Source organism: Pseudomonas sp. 3HC3 (assembly GCF_044904505.1).
Classification (GTDB): Bacteria; Pseudomonadota; Gammaproteobacteria; order Pseudomonadales; family Pseudomonadaceae; genus Aquipseudomonas; species Aquipseudomonas putida_Y.
In genome coordinates this window covers 387,586-413,391 of sequence record NZ_JADDRH010000001.1, presented here as the reverse complement: position 1 = coordinate 413,391, position 25,806 = coordinate 387,586, and the positions used below count along the sequence as shown (strand labels likewise).

The 25,806-nt window shown below is 61.7% G+C and carries 19 protein-coding genes; 11 read left to right on the top strand and 8 right to left on the bottom strand.

The features are described 5' to 3' along the window. Positions 1-3: 3 nt before the first annotated feature. Positions 4-2,067, bottom strand: a complete 2,064-nt coding sequence (locus tag INQ47_RS02030) for an ATP-binding protein (RefSeq protein ID WP_404700936.1) — start codon at positions 2,065-2,067, stop codon at positions 4-6. A gap of 192 nt (positions 2,068-2,259) precedes the next feature. Between INQ47_RS02030 and INQ47_RS02025 the strand changes: the two genes are divergently transcribed. After that, complete coding sequence (locus INQ47_RS02025; RefSeq protein WP_404700935.1) at positions 2,260-2,946, top strand: type 1 glutamine amidotransferase domain-containing protein; 687 nt, start codon at positions 2,260-2,262, stop codon at positions 2,944-2,946. Positions 2,947-3,075: 129 nt separating this feature from the next. Then, entirely contained in the window at positions 3,076-3,882 is an 807-nt protein-coding gene (locus INQ47_RS02020; RefSeq protein ID WP_252460091.1) for a CSS-motif domain-containing protein, read from the top strand. 22 nt (positions 3,883-3,904) lie between these two features. Here the strand turns inward: INQ47_RS02020 and hppD are convergent, their stop codons facing one another. After that, positions 3,905-4,981, bottom strand: a complete 1,077-nt coding sequence (gene hppD, locus INQ47_RS02015; protein WP_028697182.1) for a 4-hydroxyphenylpyruvate dioxygenase — start codon at positions 4,979-4,981, stop codon at positions 3,905-3,907. 298 nt (positions 4,982-5,279) lie between these two features. On the opposite strand from hppD, the gene INQ47_RS02010 reads away from it, so the two are divergent. Both INQ47_RS02010 and rarD read left to right on the top strand, forming a co-directional pair. Continuing rightward, positions 5,280-6,866, top strand: a complete 1,587-nt coding sequence (locus INQ47_RS02010) for an EAL domain-containing protein (protein WP_404700934.1) — start codon at positions 5,280-5,282, stop codon at positions 6,864-6,866. Between the two features lie 33 nt (positions 6,867-6,899). Further along, complete coding sequence (gene rarD / locus INQ47_RS02005) at positions 6,900-7,787, top strand: EamA family transporter RarD (RefSeq protein ID WP_252460093.1); 888 nt, start codon at positions 6,900-6,902, stop codon at positions 7,785-7,787. Here the strand turns inward: rarD and INQ47_RS02000 are convergent. Next, positions 7,750-9,321 (bottom strand): TerC family protein, encoded by a 1,572-nt coding sequence (locus INQ47_RS02000; RefSeq protein WP_404700933.1) that lies wholly within the window; start codon positions 9,319-9,321, stop codon positions 7,750-7,752. The genes rarD and INQ47_RS02000 overlap by 38 nt on opposite strands. A 291-nt stretch (positions 9,322-9,612) precedes the next feature. Here INQ47_RS02000 and INQ47_RS01995 point away from each other — a divergent pair, with 291 nt between their 5' ends. Continuing rightward, positions 9,613-10,194, top strand: coding sequence for a LysE family translocator (locus tag INQ47_RS01995; protein ID WP_404700932.1), 582 nt, complete (start codon positions 9,613-9,615; stop codon positions 10,192-10,194). Here the strand turns inward: INQ47_RS01995 and INQ47_RS01990 are convergent. The 3 genes from INQ47_RS01990 to INQ47_RS01980 all read right to left on the bottom strand — a co-directional run bounded on the left by INQ47_RS01990 (position 10,159) and on the right by INQ47_RS01980 (position 13,401). Beyond that, positions 10,159-11,007, bottom strand: a complete 849-nt coding sequence (locus tag INQ47_RS01990; RefSeq protein ID WP_404700931.1) for an AraC family transcriptional regulator — start codon at positions 11,005-11,007, stop codon at positions 10,159-10,161. The genes INQ47_RS01995 and INQ47_RS01990 overlap by 36 nt on opposite strands. A gap of 47 nt (positions 11,008-11,054) precedes the next feature. Next, positions 11,055-12,173, bottom strand: coding sequence for a glycosyltransferase 61 family protein (locus INQ47_RS01985; protein ID WP_404700930.1), 1,119 nt, complete (start codon positions 12,171-12,173; stop codon positions 11,055-11,057). A gap of 73 nt (positions 12,174-12,246) precedes the next feature. Then, positions 12,247-13,401, bottom strand: a complete 1,155-nt coding sequence (locus INQ47_RS01980; RefSeq protein ID WP_404700929.1) for a hypothetical protein — start codon at positions 13,399-13,401, stop codon at positions 12,247-12,249. A 455-nt stretch (positions 13,402-13,856) separates the two neighbouring features. Here INQ47_RS01980 and INQ47_RS01975 point away from each other — a divergent pair, with 455 nt between their 5' ends. From INQ47_RS01975 to INQ47_RS01965, 3 genes are all read left to right on the top strand, one after another. Next, on the top strand, positions 13,857-15,476 hold the full coding sequence (locus INQ47_RS01975) for an NADP-dependent glyceraldehyde-3-phosphate dehydrogenase (protein ID WP_404700928.1): 1,620 nt from the start codon (positions 13,857-13,859) through the stop codon (positions 15,474-15,476). Positions 15,477-15,586: 110 nt separating this feature from the next. Next, complete coding sequence (locus INQ47_RS01970) at positions 15,587-16,066, top strand: VOC family protein (protein WP_021782962.1); 480 nt, start codon at positions 15,587-15,589, stop codon at positions 16,064-16,066. Between the two features lie 51 nt (positions 16,067-16,117). Beyond that, positions 16,118-17,299, top strand: coding sequence for a hypothetical protein (locus INQ47_RS01965; RefSeq protein WP_404700927.1), 1,182 nt, complete (start codon positions 16,118-16,120; stop codon positions 17,297-17,299). Positions 17,300-17,378: 79 nt separating this feature from the next. Here the strand turns inward: INQ47_RS01965 and ilvA are convergent, their stop codons facing one another. Together ilvA and INQ47_RS01955 are read right to left on the bottom strand one after the other, a co-directional pair. Further along, a complete protein-coding gene (gene ilvA / locus INQ47_RS01960) occupies positions 17,379-18,938 on the bottom strand; it encodes a threonine ammonia-lyase, biosynthetic (RefSeq protein WP_404700926.1) in 1,560 nt (519 codons plus the stop codon). Between the two features lie 181 nt (positions 18,939-19,119). After that, positions 19,120-19,551, bottom strand: coding sequence for a PACE efflux transporter (locus tag INQ47_RS01955; RefSeq protein ID WP_003253887.1), 432 nt, complete (start codon positions 19,549-19,551; stop codon positions 19,120-19,122). Positions 19,552-19,743: 192 nt separating this feature from the next. On the opposite strand from INQ47_RS01955, the gene nrfB reads away from it, so the two are divergent. From nrfB to INQ47_RS01940, 3 genes are read left to right on the top strand one after another with little or no spacing between them, the layout of a single operon-like run. Beyond that, on the top strand, positions 19,744-21,918 hold the full coding sequence (gene nrfB / locus INQ47_RS01950; protein WP_252460105.1) for a cyclic di-3',5'-guanylate-activated glycosyltransferase NrfB: 2,175 nt from the start codon (positions 19,744-19,746) through the stop codon (positions 21,916-21,918). Then, positions 21,915-24,920, top strand: coding sequence for a phage receptor (locus tag INQ47_RS01945; protein WP_404700925.1), 3,006 nt, complete (start codon positions 21,915-21,917; stop codon positions 24,918-24,920). Before nrfB ends, INQ47_RS01945 begins: the two co-directional genes overlap by 4 nt. After that, on the top strand, positions 24,920-25,759 hold the full coding sequence (locus INQ47_RS01940; RefSeq protein ID WP_404700924.1) for a DUF4434 family protein: 840 nt from the start codon (positions 24,920-24,922) through the stop codon (positions 25,757-25,759). Before INQ47_RS01945 ends, INQ47_RS01940 begins: the two co-directional genes overlap by 1 nt. Positions 25,760-25,806: the final 47 nt, after the last annotated feature.

Here is a 25,806-nt window from a genome sequence, read left to right as displayed (position 1 = left end):
GCCTTACGCGTCAAGCATGCGTAGCGCCTCATCGGCAAGGTGTGCCAGCGAAAACGGCTTGTTCAATAATGCAGTGCCAGGCTGATCGAGCAATTGCGCTTCGATAGACTGGTCCGCATAACCGGTGATAAACAGAATTTTCTGTTGTGCAAGCTGCATGCGCATGGCCTTGGCCACTTGCCGGCCACTGAATCCACCCGGCAAACCGATATCGGTTATGACCAGATCGAAAGGGCCGCCATGGCGGAAGCGCTCCAGTGCGGTATTGGCATCGCCCACATCCGTGACGTCAAAACCACGCTCAGTCAGGTACTCGCGCATGACCGCGCGCAGATCAAGCTCATCATCCACCAGCAGCAGGCGCTCGCCCCGTGCCATGCGCTGCGAAAAGGCTACTGGCTCAGGCTCAGCGGGAACCTGCTCATGGCTCCTCGGGAAAAGCATGGAAACCTTGGTGCCCTGTTCCGGCGTCGACTCGATCCAGGCATAGCCGCCTGACTGACGGACAAAGCCATACACCATCGACAGACCAAGCCCGGCCCCACGACCGAGCGGCTTGGTGGTGTAGAACGGTTCAAAAGCCCTGGCGATATCCACTGCTGACATGCCATGGCCATCGTCCTCGACATGCAAGGCCACATAGTCGCCTGGCGGCAAGCCCCCCTCGTCCGGGAAAAAGGCTGTCAGCCGTTCGTTGACGCTGCTGATGGTGACATTGCCCTGCTCCAGACACGCTTCACGCGCATTTGCACACAAATTGATCAAGGCATTCTCGAGTTGGGGCACGTCCAGGCTCACGGCCCAGGGCGTAACATCCAGTTGCCAGTGCAAACGCATCTCTGCCCCCAAGGCCCGCAGCAACAGAGGTTCGCTCAGAGGTAATTGCCGATTGAAGTCCAGTGGCCGAGGGGCCAATGGCTGATGGCGAGAAAATGCAATCAACCGATGGGTCAGGTCCATGGCCCGCTGCACCGAGTCGCGCGCAACATCCACGTAGGCCCCCACCCGCTCCAGCCGCCCCTCCTGCAGGCGCCGTTGCAGCAGCTCTAGGCTGCCACCGATACCGGACAGCAAATTGTTCATTTCATGGCCCATGCCACCTGCCAACTGGCCAACCACCTCCATGCGCTCGCTATTGCGCATCAGCGCCTCTGCCTGACGCGCCGCCTCTTCACGGTCTGCGGTGATGTCCCGGCCAACCGCAGTCAGCAGGCTGCCGTCAAACCGCGCGCGCCAGCGAAACCAGTGGTAGTGGCCATCGCGGTGTCGCAGCCGGATCTCCAACTGCTCCGCTTGGCTGCATTGCAGCAGCGCGGACACTGCCAATCGCACTTCGGCACGCTCTGTCGGGTGCACCAGTTCCATCACCGACATCTCCTGCACCTGCTCTTGTGTCCAGTCCAGAATGCGGTACCAGGCCGGATTGGCAGCATGCAGTCTCAATTCAGGGCTAAGCATCATCATCGCTTCGCGCGACAGCAACCAGAACTGCTCTCGCTCGGCCACATGGTGCTCAACCTGGCGTTCAAAGCTCTGGACCTGTTCACGCCAATGGCGGTGCGCCTCGACGCTGGCTGTGGTCTCGATCACCGTATGCAGAAACCCGGCCACGTTACCGAGTTCATCGTGCAGGGGTGCATAACCGAATGCACACCATAGCGGTTCGGTGCCCTCACTGCGGACGATGCGCAGGGGTGGGTCTTCGACAAAATTCGAGTGGCCTTCCAGTGCCTTGAACACCCAGGGCCCCACTGCTGGCCAGATATCATTCCACAGGGTATCGAACGCCATGCCCAGCGCATCCGGTAATGCCCGCAACGCCCGGTAGCCGTCGTTATGCACCACACACAGGTCTGGCCCCCAGACCACCGCACACGGAAAGGGCGACAAGTGCATCATGTCCACGGCAATGCGCAACGAGGCAGGCCAGCGCGACAATGGCCCAAGCGAGGTACGCCACCAGTCGAACTGGGCTATCCGCTCGCCCATCGGCTCGATCGATGGCAAAGCAGGCGAATGCAGGATGACCTGCGGTGCAGGCTCGCGTGGCGTACCGTTTGCGACCAATATCGTGACTCCAGCAATGCTCAGGGTTGACCACGGTGTCGCCAGGCCCAAGGCTCGCCCGTGGAATCTGTTCAAGTTAGCACAGCATATACTGCATGCCATGGCGTACTTGCAGGTGACAGCTATGCTATTTAGGTTTTCCCTCGGGCCAGGGAGCACAGGCCCATTCAGGTTGCCGACGGGAGCAGGGTCATGAGCAAGAAAATTCTGGTGGTGCTGACCAATACCGCGAAGTATCCAACCCTCAAACGGGCAACCGGGTTGTGGTTGGGTGAAGCCGTACACTTTGTCGAGAAAGTCGAAAAGGCCGGCTATACGGTCGATTATGTCAGCCCGCAGGGCGGCTACGTTCCCGTCGACCCGAAAAGCCTGCATATGGCCCCTGACCTGGACTGGCAGTGGTACGACGACAAGCGCTTCATGACGCGCCTGGGCAGTACCTTGGCCCCAGGCCAGGTGAAGGCCGACGAATACAGCGTCATCTATTACACCGGTGGGCATGGGGTGATGTACGACTTCGCCGATAACCAGCCGTTGCAGGAACTGGCACGCAAAATCTACGAAAAAGGTGGCATTGTCGCAGCAGTCTGTCACGGCGTTGTCGGCCTGCTGAACATCAAGCTGAGTAACAACTGCCTGCTCCTCAAAGACCGCAAGGTGACCGGCTTTTCCAACATAGAGGAAAAACTGGTCGAACTGGACGACAAAGTGCCGTTCCTGACGGAGACCGAACTTGGGGCTCGCGGCGGTGAGTACAGCAAACATGATGATCCGTGGAAGCCGTACGTGGTCGACGATGATAGGCTGATCACCGGGCAGAACCCCGCTTCCACTGCCTTGCTGGCCGAAGCAGTGCTTAAAAAGCTCAACGGCAGTTAGCTACATCAAGGCGCTCGATTTCCTACCGTTTCAACTGCAGCCGGACTACAGCAGCCCGGACAGCAAATACATAGGCTCAGGGCTCAGCTGTTCACCACGAACAGTTTCAGAGCGGAGAACTATTAGCCTATGTCGAAAATCATGCACGCAGGGCGCAGCATGGTGGAGCTGCTGCTGCTCATTGCAGTGGCGCTGGTGCCTGTGGTTTCCGGTTTGCTGGTGATGGCTTTCCAGCTGGAAGCAAAACTTGCGGAAAACGCGGACATCTCCGTTCAGGAGGCGGTGTTCAGCGTCGACAATGCACTGGACAGAATGCACGAGACGGCCCTGCGTACCCTGCCATTTGCAGGGCAAGCTTGCGACGACGTCAAAAGTGCCTTGCAGGACCAGGTTGCCATTCGCTCCATGGTCAGGTCATTGACCTTACTCAAAGACAATCAACCTTACTGCAGCACGGCTTCAGGTTCGCTGGAGCATTATTCATCGTTCGCGTTGTCCGGCCAGCGGGTCGCACTGTCCTACGGCCCTCCTGACACGCGCCAGAAGCTGCTGGTCGACTTTCATCAAAAAGGCAAGAACAATGGCGTGATCGTGACAGCCTATGCCATGCAGATTCGCAACGAACTGGATGGCTTTCAGGATGGGCTGACACTGCTGGTCGAGTTTGGCGACCGCTACATATGGAGCAATGGTGACAGCCGCGGCCTTGAACGCCCTTCACAGGCCGAGTTTTTTACTAGCGCAATGTCGGCCAGATATGGCTACACGGTCAAAGGTGGCTACCCGGAGGGTTTCACCGCTCAGGAAATCCGCCAGTCGGTGCTGCAGATCGCACCCTCGCTGATGCTGGTGGGGATCGTGACCGGCTCGATCGTTTATCTGGCCCTGTTCAGGGCACGTGCAAACAGGCGGGGTACCGCCGCCGAACGAGCATGACGACGACGGTACTCCAGGGCGGTCAGTCTGTGCTCAGCACGCCACGGCGTACCTGGTCACGTTCGATGGATTCGAACAATGCCTTGAAGTTGCCCTCACCAAAGCCATCGTCACCTTTGCGCTGGATGAACTCGAAAAAGACCGGGCCAAGCAGGGTTTCCGAGAAGATCTGCAGCAGCAAGCGCTTGTCTTCGGGCTGCGAGGCGCCATCGAGCAGGATGCCACGCGCTTGCAGTTGGTCGACCGGCTCACCATGGCCAGGCAAGCGCTCTTCGAGCATTTCGTAGTAGGTTTGCGGTGGCGGGGTCATGAAGCGCATGCCCAGCCCCTTCAGGGCATCCCAGGTCTTGAGCAGGTCATCGGTCAGGAAGGCCACGTGCTGGATACCTTCACCGTTGAACTGCATCAGGAACTCTTCGATCTGCCCCGCGCCCTTGGACGACTCTTCGTTGAGCGGGATGCGGATCATGCCATCAGGAGCAGTCATCGCCTTGGAAGTGAGGCCGGTGTATTCGCCCTTGATGTCGAAGTAGCGGATTTCGCGGAAGTTGAACAGCTTCTCGTAGAACCCGGCCCAGTAGGCCATACGCCCGCGGTAAACGTTATGGGTGAGGTGGTCGATGATTTTCAGGCCAGCCCCCACCGGGTTGCGATCCACGCCTTCGATAAAGTTGAAGTCGATATCGTAGATCGAGCTGCCTTCCTCGAAGCGGTCGATCAGGTAGAGCGGTGCCCCGCCGATGCCCTTGATCGCCGGCAGGCGCAGTTCCATCGGGCCGGTTTCGATTTCTACCGGCTGGGCGCCCAGTTCCAGGGCGCGGGCATAAGCCTCATGGGCATTGCGCACGCGGAAGGCCATGCCACACACCGACGGGCCGTGTTCAGCGGCGAAGTACGAGGCGATGCTTTTGGGTTCATTGTTCAGGATCAGGTTGATGTCACCCTGGCGATACAGGTGCACATCCTTGGAACGGTGGGTGGCCACTTTGGTGAAGCCCAGTATCTGGAATACAGGCTCAAGTACGCCTGGGGTCGGCGAAGCCAGTTCGATGAATTCGAAGCCCATCAGGCCCATTGGATTTTCGAAGATATCAGCCATGTTCGTGTTCTCATCTGCAGCGAAAATTATTGATTGCGTGGGATGTGGAACAGGAACGGCGGTGAGCACGGAATGCCCCGCACGCTACGGGCGAGGTAATCACCTATGATCAGCTTGAACCCATGGTATGTCATATGGACCCATTCTCGGCGGGCTTGATCCTTCGGAAGTGAAGGACCTTATTGTTGTATTCGTAAATCGATTCTACATTGCGTAAAATGGTTTGTCGCGTTTTAGTTACTCGTACGCGCCGACAAACGGCTATCCTCTCGTTTTACTTCATGATAGTCAGGTCAGCATGCCCCTTACCGTCAAACGCCGCGCCACACTCAGCTGGCGCACGCTGTTGCCCTGGGTCGTCGGCGTGCTGCCGGTCATGTGCGGCCTGGCCGTGATGAACTGGCAGGTCGAGCGTGAAATGCAGGCCAGCAGCCAGGCCACCACCCGCCAGGCACTGGAGCACGTCGAACACATTCTCGACGACCTGTCCCGTGCCGCCAATTCGCTGCTTCCACTGACTGACAGCCCATGCGAGCAGGTCAAGCTTATGCTACGGGCCCAGGTTACCCGCAATGCCTTCGTGCGCTCGACCAACCTGTTCAGGCACAACAACCTTTATTGCACTTCGCTGTTCGGCGAGTTCGAAGAACCGGTCAATCCTGGCGATTACGTCGACGGCAAGTTATGGCTGATGGACGGCAACTCGGTTACGCCGGGCCACCCGCTGCTGGTCTACCGTGCCAGCGACGGCGACCACGGTGCAATCACCACGGTGGATGGCGACCACCTGCTGACTGCACTGCGCCTGATCGGTCCCGATGAAGAACTGCAGATCCGCGTGGGCGACGCCTGGATGGGCAAGGACGGGGTGGTCCACAAAGGCGTATCCCCTGCCGCCCCCAGCGCCAACGTGCTGATTGGCTCAACCCGCTACCCTTTCAGCGTGCAGGGCGGCTACAGTGCCGACAAGCAAGGCCAACTGTTACGCAGCCACTACCCTGGCCTGCTCAGTCTGCTGCTGGTACTGGGTGCCTTGGCGGCGCTGGTGTGCCGCTGGCAGATTCGCCGCGCCACCTCACCGCGTGCCGAACTGGAGCGTGCCCTGCAGGCCGATGAATTCCTGCCGTATTTTCAGCCGGTGGTGCGCAAGGGCGATTACCGCTGGGCTGGCGCGGAAGTGCTGATGCGCTGGCACCACCCGCGAGAGGGCCTGGTTCGCCCCGACCTGTTCATCCCCTATGCCGAACACAGCGGGCAGATTGTCGCCATGACCCGCGCGCTGCTGACACATACCGCGCAAAGCCTGGCGCCCTATGCCGGCCTGTTGGAAGACGGCTTCCATATTGGTGTCAACATCACCGCTGACCACTGCCGCGACCTCAGCCTGCTGGATGACTGCCGCACATTCCTGCAGCACTTTCCGCCCGGCCGGGTGGTGCTGACCCTGGAGCTGACAGAGCGCAAGCTGATCGAGCCCACGCCGGTCACCCTTGAGCTGTTCGAAAAGCTGCACGCCATGGGCGTGATGATCGCCCTCGACGACTTCGGCACAGGCCAGTCGAGCCTCAACTACCTGCGGCAATTCAAGGTCGACTACCTGAAGATCGACCAGAGCTTTGTTGCCATGATCGGCGCCGATGCGCTGTCAGTACACATTCTCGAGACCATCATCGAGCTATCAGGAAAGCTGGACCTGGGCATCGTCGCCGAGGGTGTGGAAACCGCCATGCAGCGCGACTACCTGGCCGCGCACGGGGTGGACTTCCAGCAGGGTTACCTGTTCGCCAGGCCCATGCCAGCCGCCCAGTTCCTCGAAGCCCTGGCCACTCGCCCGGGCGCAACGCAGTTGCCGCAAGGCGCGCCCCCTGAGATCATGCGCGGCTGATCAACCCGCTCAATTCCCGTATTCGAGGCATTCGTGTCAAAAGGCATTGTTTCATCGGTCATGGCGTCCTGTTTGTTCGCTGTGATGTACTTCTATACCTCCCTGCTCAAGCCACTCGATGGCGAAGAAATCTTTGGCTGGCGTACCCTGCTGACACTGCCGTGCCTCACCTTGTTCATGCTTGTCTCGAAAGACTGGAAGCGGGTGGGTGAACTGATGGGCCGGGTGAAACGCACACCGGTGCTGTTGCTCGGCATGGTCGGCACGTCCTGGTTGATGGGGGTGCAGCTGTGGCTGTTTCTCTGGGCGCCCCTGCATGGGCGCAGCCTGGAAGTGTCGATGGGTTACTTCCTGCTGCCACTGGCCATGGTCCTGACCGGGCGGCTGGTATATGGCGAGCGCCTGTCACGCCTGCAGACGGTTGCCGTGGCCTGCGCCGCGCTGGGCGTGGGCCACGAGCTGTACCAAAATGGCAGTTTTGCCTGGGAGACCCTGCTGGTCACGATGGGCTACCCGGTCTACTTCGTGCTGCGCCGACGCTGCCGCACCGACCACCTGGGCGGTCTGTGGTGCGACATGTGCCTGCTGCTGCCGTGGGCGCTGTACTTCGTGATCCAGAGCCCACTGTCCAGCGCCGACCTGCAAGCACACCCGGGGCTCTACGTGTTGATCCCAATCCTTGGCGCGATCAGCGCTTCGGCGCTGATCGCCTACGTACTGGCCAGCCGCATGCTGCCATTCAGCCTGTTCGGCCTGCTCAGCTACGTCGAACCCGTGCTGCTGGTGGGCGTGGCGTTGCTGCTGGGCGAAACCATCGGCCCGGATCAGTGGCTGACCTACCTGCCAATCTGGGCCGCGGTACTGGTGCTGGTGCTTGAAGGCTTCAAGCACCTGCTACGTCAGCGTCGCGGTTCGGTGTGAGCCGAACCTGGCGCACCCGTCGCTCTTCAACCGCCTCTACGGTCAGCATCCAGCCATTCCAGGCCAGCCGGTCACCGACCATCGGCAGACGGTCGAGCAAGCTCATCACCAGGCCCGCAAGGGTCTGGTAATCCTCGGTAGCACGGGCACTGAAGCCAGTACGCGCCTGCACCTGGCTGAGGTTCAGCGCGCCGCTGACCACAAAGCCTTCCCCCTCCTGAACGATGCCTGGGCCTTCAACTTCGCTGGCATCCGGCAGCTCACCGGCAATCGACTCAAGGATGTCGGTCATGGTCAGCAGCCCGGTGAAGTCACCGAACTCGTTGACCACGAAGGCAATATGGGTCGACTGAGCGCGCATTTGCTCCAGGGCATTGAGGATGCTGAAGCTCTCCAGCAGGTTCAACGGCGCCCGGGCCATGTTTTCCAGGTCGGGCTGGTTGCCCGAGAGCAGTTCTTTCAGCAGTTCCTTCTTGTGCACAAAGCCCAAGGGCTCGTCCACGCGACCATCGCGGATCAGCGGCAGGCGCGAGTACGGCGAATTGGCCAGGGCCTGGGCAGTGGCGTCGGCCGGTTGCGCCAGGTCGATCACGTCAACCTCGGCACGGGCAGTCATCACCGTACGAATCGGCCGCTCAGCCAGGTTCAGCACGCCGCTGATCATGACCCGCTCACGCCGGTCGAACAGCACCTGTTCCCCGCCGCCCTCGACCAGGTCGGCAATTTCCTCGCCTACCTCGTCAGCCTCGACCCGGCGGCCGCCCAGCAGGCGCAGCACGGCATGGGCAGTCCGTTCGCGCAACGGCCGATGCTGTTGCAAGCTGCGCTTGCGGCGGGCACGGGCCAGTTGGTTGAACATCTCGATCAGGATCGAGAAGCCGATGGCCGCGTACAAGTAGCCTTTCGGGATATGGAAACCCAGGCCTTCTGCGGTGAGGCTGAAACCGATCATCATCAGGAAGCCCAGGCACAGCATGATCACCGTGGGGTGGGCGTTGACGAAGCGGGTCAGCGGCTTGCTGGCAACGATCATGATACCGATCGAGAAGATCACCGCGATCATCATCACGGACAGCTCATCGACCATGCCCACCGCCGTGATCACGGCATCCAGCGAGAATACTGCGTCCAGTACCACGATCTGGGCAACGATCGGCCAGAACGCGGCATGGCGCAGCGTGCCACTGGCCTGGGTCACGTGACCCTCCAGGCGCTCATGCAGCTCCATGGTGGCCTTGAACAGCAGGAACACACCACCGAACAGCATGATCAGGTCACGGCCAGAGAAGCTCTTGTCGAACACTTCGAACAGCGGCGCGGTAAGGGTGACCATCCACGAAATGCTGGCCAACAGGCCCAGACGCATGATGAGCGCCAGGCTCAGGCCAATGACCCGCGCGCGGTCGCGCTGATGGGGCGGCAACTTGTCGGCAAGGATGGCGATGAACACCAGGTTGTCGATACCCAGCACCAGCTCGAGGACGATAAGCGTCAACAGGCCTAACCAGGCCGTGGGGTCGGCTAGCCATTCCATTAGCGGGTACTCACGAGGGGCACGTCACAAGGACGGGGGAAGGATGGCCAGAAAGGCCGAAGACTGGGGGGCTCCGCGAAGGTGCTCATATAGACCTTGATAACAAATTGGGAGAACGATGCTACAAGCACAGCAGGTTTCTGTAGTAGCGCAAAACTATTACAAAACCTGTAACAACCCTGCATCGCCATCAGCCCTGCAGGCGCGAGTCGTGCGCAGGTACTTTTGTTCAATACATCAGAATGCCAGCCACGCGAGGATAACGCCTCCCCAACCACGCGGATCTTCCTCATGAGCCTATACCTGTCCATGGCCGCCTTCGCGCTTGCGGCTTCGATCTCCCCCGGCCCGGTCAACATCGTCGCACTTGGCAGTGGTGCCCGCCATGGCCTGCGCGCCAGCGTGGCACATGTAGCCGGCGCCACGCTGGGCTTCTGCCTGTTGCTGGTGCTGGTAGGGCTGGGCCTGCATCAACTGCTGTTGCGTTGGCCCCTGTTGGGCCTGATGTTGCACTGGGGCGGTGTGGCGTTTCTGCTATACATGGCGTGGAAACTGGCCAGTGACGACGGTAACCTGAACAACGCACAGCCTACCCATGCCCCTTCAGCCTGGCACGGCGCAGCGATGCAGTGGCTTAACCCCAAAGCCTGGTTGGCAGCCGTTGCCGGGGTGGGAGCCTACACCGGAGGAGAACAGCACTTGCTGTGGCTGTTTACCTGGATCTACGGCCCAATCTGTTTCATCTCGGTGGCCTGCTGGGCCTGGGCCGGCAGTGTGATTCGCCAGTACCTGGACAACCCACGTCACCTGCGCATGCTCAATCGGAGCCTGGCCGTGTTATTGCTCGCCAGCGCGGTTTACCTGATCCTTTAAGGCTTGCCCGGCTCCTGCAGGAGCGCCCAGGCTAGCGACGGCGTTTCTGTAATGCCCCGGTGTCGCCGCCAGGTGCTGTTTGAATGCCCGCTGCAGGTGCGCCTGATCAGCAAACCCGGCCTCCTGTGCAACGTCAGCAATGGCCCGGCCCTGGCGCAGCTGCGCCCGGGCCAGTTGCACGCGCTGATCTAGCAGGTAGCCATGCGGCGTCAGGCCAAAGCGTTGGCGAAAGGCACGAATCAGGTAGGACCGAGACAGGCCGCAAGCCCCGCAGATATCCTCAAGGCTGAGCGGGTCACTGCGATGGGCACGTATGAAAGCTGCCGCTGCATCCAGCCGAGGATTGCCCTGGTCAATCTCGCTGGCATTACCGCCAAGCATGCCCGGTAACTCGACGAACAGGGCCGCCAGGCGGGCTTCACGATCAGGCAGCCTGGCATCGAACAGGTCGGCAAAGGCCTGCAACAGCCGCCGATACAACACAGGCGAGCGGCTCCAGGTCTGCGTTGGCAGGGTAAAACCCAATGCCCTCAACCAAGGCTGATCGACGAACAGCATCAGGTAAGACCATGCTTCCCCGGCGACAGGGTTGCAGGTATGCACCACGCCCGGGTTCATCAACACCGTGGTACCCGCCCCAACCTCAACGCACTGGTCACTGTTGATGTAAGTGCTACGCCCCCCCGTGATGACACCGATGGAGAAGCTCTCGTGGGAGTGCGCGGCGTAGCACACCTTGCGCCCGTCCCCTACCCGTCGGGCTTCGACGAACGGCAAGGCAGGGTCGCGCCAAAACCGTGAGACCTCGATCATCCTCTGCTGCCCTGCCCACCGCTGACGTATGCACGGATACTACACACTTATCGTGGGAACAGATCCAACGTGCGCTCCACTTCGCCAATATCAATCCTGAAACCATCGCCTTCCGGCAGGCCAACCACAAAGCCGAAATGCTGGTGATCACGATCCGTCAGGTACTTGTAGTAACTGACGAAACGGTTCGGCGGCTGCAAGGTCAGCAGGCAGCCGCCAGCCTGGAGCACATTCACGCCATGCACCAACTGGCTACCCTCCACCCCGATGACCACCTTAGCCCCGGCGCACGCCGCGACAATGCTCGGAATATCGGACTTCAGCGGGTTGATGATGCGAAAGCCACGGGTAGTGCGCAAGTGCTCGGCAAGCTCCAGTTCGTTGCGCAACAGGCGCAGGTCACCATCACCGCCCCGCAACAGGAAAACCCCCGGGTGCTGCGTGTACGACACATGCGACAGCAGCTTGTCACCCATGGCTCGGTAGCGAGCATGCCGGCTGCGGTTGTTACTCTGGTCATCGAACAGCACCAGCTCACGGAAGAACGCACTGCGCAGGCGCAAAGGCTTCATGTCCAGCCAGTCCTCATAGGCCGGAGCCTGGGTAAACAGTGGATACCTGGCAGAGGGGGCGGTGGTCACCGGGATGCCTTCGTTGCAGGCCAGCGCATAGGTCGGGCAATCTTCCATCAGCCAGGTGCCGAACCAAGCGTTACCGTTTTGCGTGCAATAGATCGCGGCGCGGTCAATTTCATTGTCGATGAGGATGGTCGGGAAGGTACTCGGCTTCTGTGACAGCCAATGGCTGGCCTTGCCCTTGTACAACGCCCCATCGACCAGCCACACATCCTTGATCAGGTAGCCGCGGGTTGGTCCTTGCAACGTATTGACGCCACCCGCCATGGTCTGCGCCGGGTGCACATAGGGGTAAAACCGCTTGCCTTCCCAGCCCGTCACTCGCTCCATCTGGCCGGGGAGGAAAAAGGCCGGCGGTGAAACCGTGGCTTCGCCCGGGGCGATGTCCCAGCTCTTGGTGGCGAGGTTCTTGATGTCGATCGCCGTTTTTCTGCCAAGTCGTTTGCGCAACACGTAGCGGTAGGCGGCCAAGGTCCAGCTGTGTTGCCTGGCTGCGGGCGATGCACTGAACTGCGAGATGTCGCTTCCCATGAAGCGTCCTCCCCTGATGACGAAGTCTGGACCCCGGCGCCAGGCGCCAGATCAATGCATCCCTGGCTGTCACTCAATCGCTCGTGACTCTTTCCATGGTGGGCGGTGATTGCAAGTTGGCGTAACGGCTGCGCAACGTTTCCACGAACGGTTCGCCAGCCCCGCTGCCTCCATAGAGATAAATCTTGTGCAGGCCACCAAACACCATTTCGTGATAGCGGCTGGCAACTTCCTCATCGCTTGGGCCATCCGGCAGCCCCAGATGCAACGTCAGCTTGTCGCCTTCGACCGCGAACATCGGCGTATCCCACAAGAACTTTGCCGTACCGGTCTTGGGCAGACGGACAAACAGGTACGCATGGTTACCCAGCGAGTCGATATCACCACCGCGGCGGCGCTTCCACTTCAACAGGCCGTCGTCCGGGCGCGCCAGACACAGGCCGATATCGTAATAATCGAAGCCCTGCTCCAATGCCCATTCGAGCGCCATGAAGGTGGTGATCGAGTTCACCTCGCGCAATTTCTTCGCATCGGAAAACACCGCTTCACAATAACCAAAGCGCAACGTGCTCCAGTAACGCTTGCCGCCGCGTACCACTTCACACCCCAGGTGGCAGCCAATTACCTCATCGCCCAGCATGATCAAGTCAAGCCGGCCGACACTCTTGGCAATACGGAACACCTCTTCGGTAGGAAACTGCGCGGCATGAATGCCCTGCCGGGCCGAAGCATAAGGGCGCAGCAGATCCCGGTCGGCCATGGCGATTTCTTCGTCCGAAAGGGTTTGGCGCATGTGATAGAGCGGCCGGTTCTTGCGAATACTGCGCCGCAGTTCGCTGTCGTAACGGGCAGTGATGTCGTCCAGCGACCGCCCCAACGGCACCACGGCGCTCAGGTAATGCGGCACCGACAGCGCCCCCGACGTGGGCATTTCGCTGATGACCACTACATGGCTGGCAGCCGCCGTGGCATTTGCACCGTCTACGATCGATGCGCTGCCTTGGCCCTTGCCACCGATCAGCAGCTTGGCCATCTCCCGTTGCTGCTTGCGGCCGATGTAGAGGATTTCGTACGGGCTCTCCTGTTGCGGGCGAAACCTGGCAACTTCCCAACGCCAGAGACAGGCACGCGCCAACATTTCTCGCACTTTGCTGGCCAACAGCCTGATTTCGTAGCGCATGGAGGGCGACAGGAGCTTGCGCGCCACAGTCGTCAAGGTCTTTTTCATTTCTTCTTCGACGTCCTTTTGAAGTGCACTATTGGCCAATCGGAACAAGAGAAAAAACCCGCAAAAACACTTAACACTTTGATTTTTATTGTTTTACTTGAAACTTTATTATCACATTCAGTAACAATTTAAGATGCCTGCAAACGCTTTGGCAAGCGGCTTCTGGCTGACTTTAGATCAAGTTTCATGGCGTCAAAATCCCCGCATCAAACCGATGCTCTGCATCACTTTTGCTATAACCGTGCCCATCAAGCGTCCGCCGCCCACTTTGCTATCAATGAATAACCTTTGACGCCTTCTCTAGCATAAACGACCGTCAGGCCGCCGACTGCTTGCCAGTAGGCATGGGCGGCCATGTTGAGCCAGACTGGTGTTTTTCCGGCAGCCAGTGCATGCTCTAGATGAAACGATTCACCTGACTTGAAAACCGCCCTTTGATGTGAGGTGCAGTACCCATGGACCGTTTGCTCGATTCACTCTTCCCCAGCGCCGAGAACATCCCGGAAACCTGGCGCCTGGGAGCCCCACTGGAACAACGCGACTACCTGGTCAACGGTGAACTCAGGCGCTGGGACGGCCCGTTGGCCACGGTGCGCAGCCCGGTGTGGCTCAAACAAGGCAACGAAGAGCATCAGGTCGTACTGGGCAGCGCCCCGCTGCTGGATGCCGATACCGCGCTTACCGCCCTCGATGCCGCCGTGCAGGCCTATGACAAAGGCCGTGGCGCCTGGCCGAACATGCGCGTGGCCGAGCGTATCCAGCATGTCGAAACCTTCCTTGCACGCATGCGTGAACAGCGCCAGGCCGTGGTCAAGCTGCTGATGTGGGAGATCGGCAAGAACCTGAAGGATTCGGAGAAGGAATTCGACCGCACCTGCGACTACATCGTCGACACCATCAACGCCCTCAAGGACCTGGACCGACACTCCAGCCGCTTCGAACTGGAACAAGGCACCCTCGGCCAGATCCGTCGCGTCCCGCTGGGCGTGGCACTGTGCATGGGGCCCTACAACTACCCCCTGAACGAGACCTTTACCACACTGATCCCGGCGCTGATCATGGGCAACACTGTGGTGTTCAAGCCGGCCAAGTTTGGCGTACTGCTGATTCGCCCCTTGCTTGAAGCGTTCCGCGACAGCTTCCCGGCAGGCGTGATCAATGTCATCTATGGACGCGGCCGGGAAACGGTTAGCGCGCTGATGGCCAGCGGCAAGGTCGATGTATTCGCCTTCATCGGCACGCACAAGGCCGCCAGCGACCTTAAGAAACTGCACCCCCGCCCGCATCGCCTGCGCGCCGCACTGGGCCTGGACGCCAAGAACCCGGGCATCGTGCTGCCCCAAGTCGACCTCGACAACGCTGTCGAAGAGGCCGTCACCGGGGCGCTGTCGTTCAACGGCCAGCGCTGCACAGCGCTGAAGATACTGTTCGTGCACGAGGATGTGGTCGAGGCCTTCCTCGACAAGTTCCAGCGCAAACTGGCCGCGCTCAAGCCCGGCATGCCCTGGGAGCCTGGCGTGGCACTGACGCCGTTGCCCGAGCCCGGCAAGGTTGACTACCTCGATGGCCTGGTAGCCGATGCGGCGGCCAAGGGTGCACGCGTGCTCAACGAAAATGGCGGGCAAAGCCGTGGCTCATTCTTCTACCCGGCCTTGCTGTACCCGGTCAGCCGGGAAATGCGCGTGTACCACGAGGAGCAGTTCGGCCCGCTGGTACCGGTGGTGCCCTACCGCGACCTGCAGACGGTGATCGACTATGTGCTGGACTCCGATTACGGCCAGCAACTGAGCCTGTTCGGCAACGACCCGGCCACCATCGGCAGCCTCGTCGACATCTTCGCCAACCAGGTCGGGCGCATCAACATCAACGCTCAGTGCCAACGCGGGCCGGACACCTACCCGTTCAATGGCCGCAAGAACAGCGCCGAGGGCACGCTGTCCGTGCATGACGCTTTGCGTGTGTTCTCCATTCGGACGCTGGTCGCCACACGCTTCCAGGAGGCCAACAAAGCGCTGATCAGCGAGATCATTCGCAACCGCCAGTCGAGCTTCCTGACCACCGACTACATCTTCTGACCGCCGCGCTTATAGACAATCGATCTAGCGTCACTGTCGATTTTCCATCTGGGCGAACGACTCTAAGCAACAGGGCGCCCTTCGGCGCCCATTGCACAGGAGAGTCGAACATGGCAGTCAAACCCATCCCCGAAGGCCAGCGCAGCATCACGCCCTACCTGGCCATCAACGACGCCGCCAAGGCCATCGAATTCTACAAGCAAGCTTTTGGTGCGAAGGAAATGTTCCGCCTCGATGCCCCGGGCGGTCGCGTTGGCCATGCCGAACTGAGAATCGGCGATTCTTCGCTGATGCTGGGCGACCCCTGCGACATGGAAGGCGGGCTCACCGCCAGCCAGAAACTCAGCGGTGCGGGTGTAGGTCTGCACTTGTATGTTGAAGACTGCGACAAGGTCTACGCCCAAGCCTTGGCCGCCGGGGGCATCCAGTTACATCCCTTGACCGACCAGTTTTACGGTGACCGCAGTGGCACCCTGAAAGATCCGTTTGGCAACATCTGGTTCGTTTCCACCCACAAAGAGGACCTGACCCCCGATGAGATTCGCGCCCGTGCCGCGAAGATGTTCGGCGGTAGCCAAGCGGCGAGTTGAAAGCAACGCGACTTTGCTTGAAGCTTGGGGCTCGTAGCTTGGAGCTGCTTCATGCGAATCATCGACAAAACCGCCACCCAGGTACGCAGCCTGACCCCCGCTGAAGAGGAACTGCTGGTCGGCTTTGCCACCGGCAGCCTCGCCGGCCCGCGCCTGCTACAGGCCAACCAGCTACTGATGAAAGTGCGCAACGCCAACCAGTGGCTGGCTTGCGACTGCCGCAACGATGCCTTGCCGGTGCTCAACGTCACCCTCAACGGCAGCACCGGTACGCTCTTCCTCAAGAACAACCCAGGCACTGCCGAGCACGCGCCAGGCTGCCCGTTCACCAAGGACGAGCGGGAAGCCGCCGAACGCGAAAATGACCCTGTCCCACCCGCCGCCTGGCTGCCGCCCGACACACCCTTGCGCCTGATCAGCGACTTCCGTGCTGGCACGGCCGGTGCCGCCGGCGATGGCAACGACAAACGCGAACAGCAGCGCCTGTTGTCACTGCTGCTGACCTGGATCGAAACCAGCGGGCTCAACCTTTATGCCACCCATCTGAAAAAAGACCTGACCACACAGTTTGCCGAGTTGCGCAGCGTGGCCAGCCGCTATCCGCTGCTGGAGCGGGTGCCCGCCAGCAACTACCTGGAAACACGCCTGGACATGAAGCACATGATGATGCTCAAGTCCCGTCTGCGCGAAGCCTCTGTGTTTGGCAACCATCGCCGCCACGGCCTGCTGCTGGACTGCGTCGACCAGATCAAAGGGCGCAAGCTGCTCAACAACCGCAGCGAGGAAGGCTTCGATTTCCAGGGGCATCACCTGTACTGGGGCGGAAGCCGCACCACCGGGCCGTTGCTGGCGCTGATGATCTACTCGCCGACCAGCGCCGGTAGCCATTTCTATGAGTTGATCCATGTGGCCAGTGTGCCCGTGCTGTCGCGCGCGCACCTGTTCCCGGTGTACCGCGATGAAGAGCGCGAACCGCTCAAGGCATTGGTGTCGCTGATCGACTGGATGGCCAGTAAAGGCGTGAAAGTGCAGATGCGTCGCCCGGTGATCGGTGGGCAGGTGATGGATGAGCTGGTGCTGACCTCGGACCAGGACCGGGTGTTGTCAGTATCGCTGCTGGAACAGCCCATCGGCCCCGAGCCGGATGCCGAGAACTTCAAGCGCTACGCCGACTTCAAAAGCCTGGAAACGTTCCGCAAGTTCGTTGCCGGCTTTTTCATGCGCGAGCGTTGAAACCCATTCGTTGGCTCACGCAGCGATCAAAGGCGGCAAGCAAGCGGCTAGACACGCTTGCATTGCCCACACGTGTGCGTCAGCCCAGGAACAGCCTGTACGCCGGGTTGTCAGTCTCGTCCCAATACTGATACCCCATCTCATCCAGCGTCAACGGCAAGCCCGCCAGCTCGTCCGCTGGCACTTCCAAAGCGGCGAACACCCGCGCCTGCGCCGCACCATGGTTGCGGTAATGGAACAGGCTGATGTTCCAGCGCTTGCCCAACCGCTCCAGAAACCCCAGCAACGCCCCTGGCCGTTCGGGGAACTCGAAGCGCATCACCCGCTCATCAGCCCCTGGCGCGGCATGCCCGCCCACGGTATGGCGTACATGCAGCTTCGCCAGCTCGTTGTCGGTCAGGTCCAGCACGCTGTACCCCTGCTCCCGCAAGCTGGCCAGCAACTGCTCACGTGGGTCGTGCACCGGGTGGGTCTGCACGCCCACGAACAGGCGCGCCTCCTTGCCGGGGTAGAAGCGGTAGTTGAATTCGGTGATCTGCCGCTTGCCCAGTGCCTGGCAAAAGGCCCGGAAGCTGCCCGGCTGTTCCGGAATTGTCACGGCGATGATCGCCTCGCGCTGCTCACCCAGTTCGGCCCGCTCGGCCACATGGCGCAAGCGGTCGAAATTGACGTTGGCGCCAGAGTCGATGGCCACCAGGGTCTGCCCCCGCACACCCTCACGCGCCACGTACTTCTTGATACCTGCCACAGCCAAGGCCCCGGACGGCTCGGTGATCGAACGGGTGTCGTCGTAGATATCCTTGATCGCCGCGCACAGCTCGTCACTGCTCACTGTCACCACCTCGTCGACGAAGTGGCGGCACAGCTCGAAGCAATGGGCACCGATTTGCGCCACCGCCACGCCATCGGCAAAGGTGCCGACCTGCGGCAGGATCACGCGTTCGCCGACGGCCATGGCAGCCTGCAGGCAGTTGGAATCCACCGGCTCGACGCCGATCACCTTCACTTCAGGACGCAGGTACTTCACATAGGCGGCGATACCGGCGATCAAGCCCCCACCGCCCACGGGCACGAAGATAGCGTCCAGCGCCCCCGGGCGCTGGCGGAGAATTTCCATGGCCACGGTACCCTGCCCGGCGATCACATCCGGGTCATCGAACGGTGGCACGAAGGTAGCGCCTTCGCTGTCGGCCAGCTTCAGTGCGTGGGCCAGCGCATGCGGAAAGCTCTCGCCATGCAGCACCACATGCCCGCCGCGCGAACGCACGCCTTCCACTTTCAACGATGGCGTGGTGGTAGGCATGACGATGGTTGCCTTGATACCCAGGTGCGATGCCGCCAAGGCCACGCCCTGGGCATGGTTGCCCGCCGAAGCGGTGATCACGCCGCGCTGACGCTGCACATCGATCAGACGCGACAGGCGGGTATAGGCCCCCCGGATCTTGAACGAAAACGTAGGCTGCAGGTCTTCGCGTTTGAGCAACACCTGGTTGCCCAGGGTGGCAGACAAGGCCGGAGCCGCTTGCAGGGGCGTTTCGATGGCCAGGTCGTACACCGGCGCGGCAAGAATGCGCCGCACCTGCTCCGACAGCAGTTGCTGAGGGGTGGCGGTAGTACGAGGGACACTGAAGCTGGTCATCGATGACTCCTTGGCTATTTTCACGTTGCCCAGGAGTCAGAGAGAAAAAACCCGCCTCCAGGGCGGGTTCGGTGCACGTACGCGCTAGCCCGCCAAGCTGATAATGGCGGTAATAATAATGGCGTTCACGTGCGGGAATGTATTCATGGTGCAGGAACTTAGCCTGCCTCGCGGCCGAAAGTCAACACTTGGCCTGCTGCGCGGAAAGCGGCACATCGAACACCTTGTCGAAGCCCCACTGGAAGACAAAGGCGTAAACGAAGAAGAACACGAACAGCGCCAGGTTGGTCAGCAGTGCCGCCCACAGGCTCACGTCCAGCCAGTACGCCACCAGTGGCAGCAGAATCACCACCAGCCCACCCTCGAAGCCCAGCGCATGCAGCAGGCGCCGCAAGAAGGTGCGCTCACGCTTGTGCTGACGCGCTTCCCAACGTTCGAACACCCAGTTGTAGCCCATGTTCCAGCTCATCGCGATGCCCGACATCAGCACCGACAACACGGTCGACTGCGCCATGCCGGCCCCGAACGCCAGCTCCAGCGCAGGCGCCACGCAGGCGACGGCGATGGCCTCATAGAGAATGGCCTGGACGATCTTGCGGGCCTTGCCTTGCATGTTCAGCTCCCTGAATGAACGACCTGTAAAGCTACAAGATGTGGCTCGCAAGAAAAAGCCCGAAATTTGGACAACCCCGCGTTCGGCTGCTTGTATCTATTCCGTACCTGACAGTGACATCTCCTGCAACTTCGTCGAAGGAACGAGCGAGGAAAAGACGATGGCCCACTCTGCCCTGTCGGTGGCTGACACATGAGCCTGGCATTTATCGATTTTCTCACTTACCTGCTGTTCGGCCTGAAGCTCCTGGCGATCACCCTTGCCTCGTTGATGTTCCTGCTGGGCCTGGACGACCTGTTCATCGATCTGTGCTACTGGGGGCGCACACTGATCCGGCGTTTTCGCATCTACGGCAAGTTCGAAAAGGCCGATGAAAAGCGCTTGTACGAAGTCCCGGAAAAACCTTTGGCCATCATGGTCCCTGCCTGGAACGAAGTCGGCGTGGTCGGTGAAATGGCCCGCCTGGCCGCTTCGACCATCGACTACGAGAACTACCAGATCTTTGTCGGCACCTACCCCAACGACCCGCAAACCCAGGCCGACGTGGACGCGGTGTGCCTGCACTACCCCAACGTGCACAAAGTGGTCTGCGCCCGCCCCGGCCCCACCAGCAAGGCCGACTGCCTGAACAACATCATCGACGCGCTGCTGCGCTTCCAGCAGGACGCCGGCATTGAGTTCGCCGGCTTCATCCTGCATGACGCCGAAGACGTGATCTCGCCCATGGAGCTGCGCCTGTTCAACTACCTGCTGCCGAACAAGGACATGATCCAGATCCCGGTGTATCCCTACGCACCGGAGTGGAAGGGCTTTACTGCCGGCCACTATGTCGACGAGTTTGCCGAAAACCACGGCAAGGACGTGATCGTGCGCGAAGCGCTGACCGGCCAGGTGCCCAGTGCCGGCGTCGGCACCTGCTTCAGCCGCCGCGCCATCAGCGCACTGCTCGAGGACGGTGACGGCATCGCCTTTGACGTACAGAGCCTGACCGAAGATTACGACATCGGCTTTCGCCTGAAGCAAAAGGGCATGAAGTGCATTTTCGCCCGCTATTCCATCACCGATCCGGCGCTGACCCTGAAGCAGGAATGGCGCCCGGGCATGAGCCGCGAATTCTCCCAGGTGATCTGCGTGCGCGAGCACTTCCCGCGTGACTGGCAGCATGCCATCCGACAGAAGTCGCGCTGGATTGTAGGCATCGTGTTCCAGGGCACCAGCAACCTCGGCTGGAGCCGCAAAGGTGCGCTCAACTACTTCCTCTGGCGTGACCGCCGCGGGCTGTTTGCCTACCTGCTGAGCTTCCTGGTCAACCTGTTACTGCTGGTGTTGCTGGCGATGTGGCTAGTCACAGTGATTGCGCCGGAGTCGTGGCGCTTCATGTCGATCCTCAGCGACAGCTGGTTGCTGTCGAACCTGCTGTGGCTGAACGGCCTGTTGCTGCTCAACCGCCTATTCCAGCGCGCCTGGTTCGTCACCCGTTTCTATGGCATCGGCGAGGGCTTGCTGTCGGCGCCGCGGATGATGTGGAGCAACTTCGTCAACTTCTTTGCCAACCTGCGTGCCCTGCGCCAGGTAATGGAAATGGGAGATTCGCGGCGCGTAGCCTGGGACAAGACCACCCACGAGTTCCCCGCCATCGCCACCCCGGCTCGCACACCACTGGGCCAGCGCCTGGTGGCCAAGGGCCTGATCAGCGACGAACAACTGCAGCAGGCAATCACCAGCCCGGTTCGTCGGCGACTGGGCCGCGAATTGCTACTGCGTGGCTGGCTGAACAGCGAGCAGTTGGTGGCCACCCTGGCCGAGCAACTGGACCTGCCCTGGGCACCGCTGAACCCCTTCAAACTCGACCCGCAACTGATCGCCAAACTGCCACGCAAGCTGGCCACCCATTATGGCGTACTGCCAGTGGACGAAGACGGCGACACGCTGATCCTGGCCAGTGAAAGCCCGGTCAGCCAGGTGTCGCTGGGCGTAATCAGCCGCCAGTTGAAGCGCCCGGTCAAGGCACGCCTGGCTCCCCAAGGCCGGGTAACGCTCGGCCTTCGCTACCACTACCCAAGCCGCTGGCAGCATCAAGAAACCCGAGACATGCTGGCCGTGCTTGAACGCCACCAGGACGACGAAGCGCTGCTGGAACGGGTCTGCCATCATCAAGTGATGCTAGGCGCGCTACTGCAGGTGCGCGGCATGGTCCCTGTCACCCTGTTCAACCAGGCGTTGATCGACTTCGACCCCGAACACCAAAGCCTCGGCGAGCACCTGATCGCCCGCGGCATCATCACCAGACAGGTGCTGGAACAGGCCCTGATCGAACAGGCCAGTGAACAGCAAGTAGCGATTGATCTGACCCGGGAGGTGGCATGAAGCCGCGTTTTTCCCTCACCTTTACTGGCCTGCTGCTATGCTCCGCCGCCCTGCCCGTTGCCGCTTCGGCGCCGATGACCGACTTCCAGCGGTTCACCAGCTTTCCGTTCATGGACCGCAGTTATCGCGAGGCCAGGAAAGACAACTGGGCTGAAGTCGAGCGCCTGACCCGCCATGTGCTGGGCCGGGTGCCGAACAACGACGAAGCCCGCGCCCTGCTGGTCGAAGCGCTGGCCCACCAGCGCCGTTACAAGGAGGCCCAAGCGCTGGCCGAGCAGCTAGGCAACAGCCCCGAATACGCTGACGCCCTGCTGGAGCTGCGCCTGACCTGGATCGAGCAGGACCCGCCTCCGGCCAGCCAGGTGGAGCAATGGCTGGGCGCCAGCGACGGCAGCCACCGGATACGCCTGTGGCAGGCCTACAGCCTGAGCCTGGCCAAGTTTGGAGGCGCTGCCAAAGCACTGGAATGGCTCAACCAGCTGCCGCCCGGGGAGGACGGCCAGGTACTGCGCCTGGCCCGGGCCAACTTTGCCGAACAGTTGCGCAACTGGAAAGAAACCATCGAGCAACTGCGGCCGCTGGCCGACACAGGCCAGTTACCTGCCGAAGACTGGCAACGCCTGGCCAATGCCTATATCCAGCAAGTCGACGAAAAGGGCCTGACTGCGCTGCTGGCCCACGCCCCCTCCGCCGCAGCGGCCAACCAGGCGCGGCTGGCCATGGCCAACCGCGCCATTGCCGTCGGCCACCATCAACAAGCCCAACGCTGGCTGCAGTCGCTACCGCCTGATCAGCTGCAGCACCCCGAACAGCGCCAGCAACTTTGGCAACTGGCCCGCGAAGGCGACGATGCGGCGCTGGTGCGGCGCCTGAGCAACGACCTGCAGCGCCCCTGCCTCGAAACGGTCGACTGGCTGTCACATCAAGACCCGGACCTGGCCCGGGAACAGTTCAAGGGCTGCTCCGCCAGTACCGACCCACGGGCTTATGCCGTGCTCAGGCAGCGCCTGTATGGCGCCCCACCGCCACCCCCGCAGCCGCGCACCGCCGCAGAATGGGAACAACGCTATCGGCAGACCGGCGACCTCGCCGCACTGGAGCAAACCACCTTCCTGTTGACCGAACAGGGCTACGGCGATCACGCACGGCAATTGCTGGAGCAGGCCTACGACCGCCACCTGGGCCGCCTCGACCCATCGCTGCTACAGCGTCTGGGCAACCTGTATGCCCGCAACGACGGCCCACTGGATAGCCGCCGCATGCTCGGCCTGATACCCCGGGTCAACGCCAACACCCGCGCCCAGTTGCTCGGACGGCTGGCCGAGGCCGGCCAGTGCGATGCCGTGCGCCAGGCAGTGCCGGCCAGCCCGAGCGAGCCGGGCCAGTACCGCGCCCTGGGCCGTTGCGCCATGCCCGACCAGCCGGGTGAGGCGGTGGTCTACTACCAGGCTGCCGAGCGCCTGGGCGGTCCTGGCAATCGTCTGCCGCTGGCCTACGCACTCGAAGCGGCCGGCGACTCCGAAACCGCCCGGCCCATCTGGCGCAGCCTGCCAGACCGCGCCTTTACCGATAATGCCCGCCTCACCGCCGCACGCGGCGCGCTGAATGCAGGCGACGCTGATGCAGCGCGCCGCTACTGGGACGCTGCCGCGCACCAAAGCGCCGACGACTGGGCGTTGGGCGCCGCCATCGCCCAGCGCCAAGGTGACCCGCAGACCGCGCTGGGCTTCCAGCGCCAGGCCCTGGCGCACAACCCGCGCGCCGATCACTACTACGCCGCATCCAGCACCGCGCAACTGGCCGGCAACAGTGCGCAGAGCACCGCCTGGCTAGCCGAAGCCGTGCGCCTGGCTCCCGACCAGCCGCGCTATCGCGCCGACTACGGCATGCGCCTGGCTGGCTCGACGGACAAGGCTCAGCGCATGCAGTCGATCCCCTACCTTGAGCGCGCCACTCACGACTTCCCCGAGGACTACCGCCTTGGCGAAACACTTGCGTTGCGCTACGACGAACATGCAGACAGCGCTGCGGCACGCCGCGAACTGCGCCGCATCCTCGACGTAGAGCAGAACCTGGTCGACGGTGATGACGAATACGGCAGCCTGGAGGCCCGCAAGTACCGCCAGCGCCGCGCCCACGAGAGCCTGTCACGTCGCGACACCATTACCCTGGCCAGCACCTGGTCGCCGGCCGGCACCTCGACCAACGACAAATTTCTCGACAACGGCCAGCGCAGCGGCAGCTCGCGCCGGGCGCAATCGCAGAACGTGCAGTTGGCCATGTGGGACCATGCTCTTGGCGAGGAGCCAAGCCGCAATGGCAGCACCCTGTCAGTGTATGGCCGGGTACTGTTCGGTGGCCAAAGCCGCACCGACTATGCCCAGAGCATGGGTACCGGTGTCGGCCTGCGCTACAAACCGCTCGGCCAGGCCAACCTCAACCTGTATGCCGAGCTTTACCACCAGCGGCAGATCGACGAAACCCACTACCGCGGCCTCAGCCTTGGCCAGTTGCTGAGCCCGGCCAAGGTCGGCGGCAACTGGGGCGATTTGCGCCACCACGCCGAATCGAGCAATGACCTGCTGCTGCGCGCCACCGCCTCGTTCCTCGACCAGGGAGGCTGGCGCAACGACTGGCGCATCGATGAGGACGACTGGAACGAACGGTTCCTCTACCTTGATGCTGCCTGGTGGACCCGTGCCGGCGATCATGCCTGGCTGTCGCGCTACCAGCAGGGCCACGCCTGGAAGCTGCCGGGCAGCTCGCCGCAAACCCTCATGCCCTACGGCTTTGTCGAGTTCTCCAGCCAGGACCCCAGCAACGACTGGCGCCAGGACGCCCGCGCCGGGGTTGGCGTGCGCTGGCAATGGTGGTTCGACGACGACCGCTACAACGCCTACCGCGGCTCGCTGAAAGTGCGTGCCGAGTACCAGCAATCGTTGGGCGGTAACCTTTACGAGCGCGCCAACGGCGTGCTGGTCGGTGCGGAGATGACCTTCTGATGCGTGCGCTCATCACCCTCTGCCTGCTGGCCCTGTGCCTACCGGCCACAGCTGACCAGCGTCTGTTCTACCAACCCCTGAACCGCGATGCCAGCGTCACGCCCGCCCAGTGGCAGCACCTGTGGCAGGCCACCGCGGCCCAAGGTGGCAAAACCCTGATCGTGCAATGGAGTGCCTATGGCGACAGCGATTTCGGCGGAGCCAAAGGCTGGCTGGCCAACAGCCTGCGCACGGCGCGTGCCGAAGGCCTGCAGTTGGTGCTGGGGCTGTACATGGACCCGGCCTACTACCAGCGCCTCGACGAGCTGGATGGCGAAGGCCTGAACAGCTACTGGAAAGCGCAGCTGGGGCGCTCGCTCAGCCAGTACCAGCAACTGCGCCAGGCCTGGCAGTTGCCAGTGGATGGCTGGTACCTGCCCATGGAACTGGACGACCAGCATCTACGCGAGGCCGAACGGCGTGATGCGCTGTACAGCCAGCTACAGGCCTTCAACCGCCAGTTGGACAAACCGTTGCATATCAGCGCCTTCAGCACAGGCAAGCTGTCGCCGAGGGTCAATGCCGTCTGGCTGGATCAACTGGCCGGCTTGGGCTTGACTGTGTGGTGGCAGGATGGCGCCGGCACCGGGCGTTTGCCGGTGTTGGTACGTCAGGGCTATGAGCAGGCCCTACCGTGCCGGGTGGGAGTGGTGCGCGAGGCATTCCGCCAGGTGAGCGCACCGGGTCAGGCGTTTCGGGCAGAGCCTGCCGAGCCCCGGCTGGGTAGCGGGTGCCATGCCGAGGCAGTGTTTGCCTTGCGCTACCGGCCCTGGGCCCAAGGTGTCTTGCCACAGCAATGAGTCGCCAGGGCCGGCCTCTTCGCGGGTGAACCCACAGGTCCCCCACA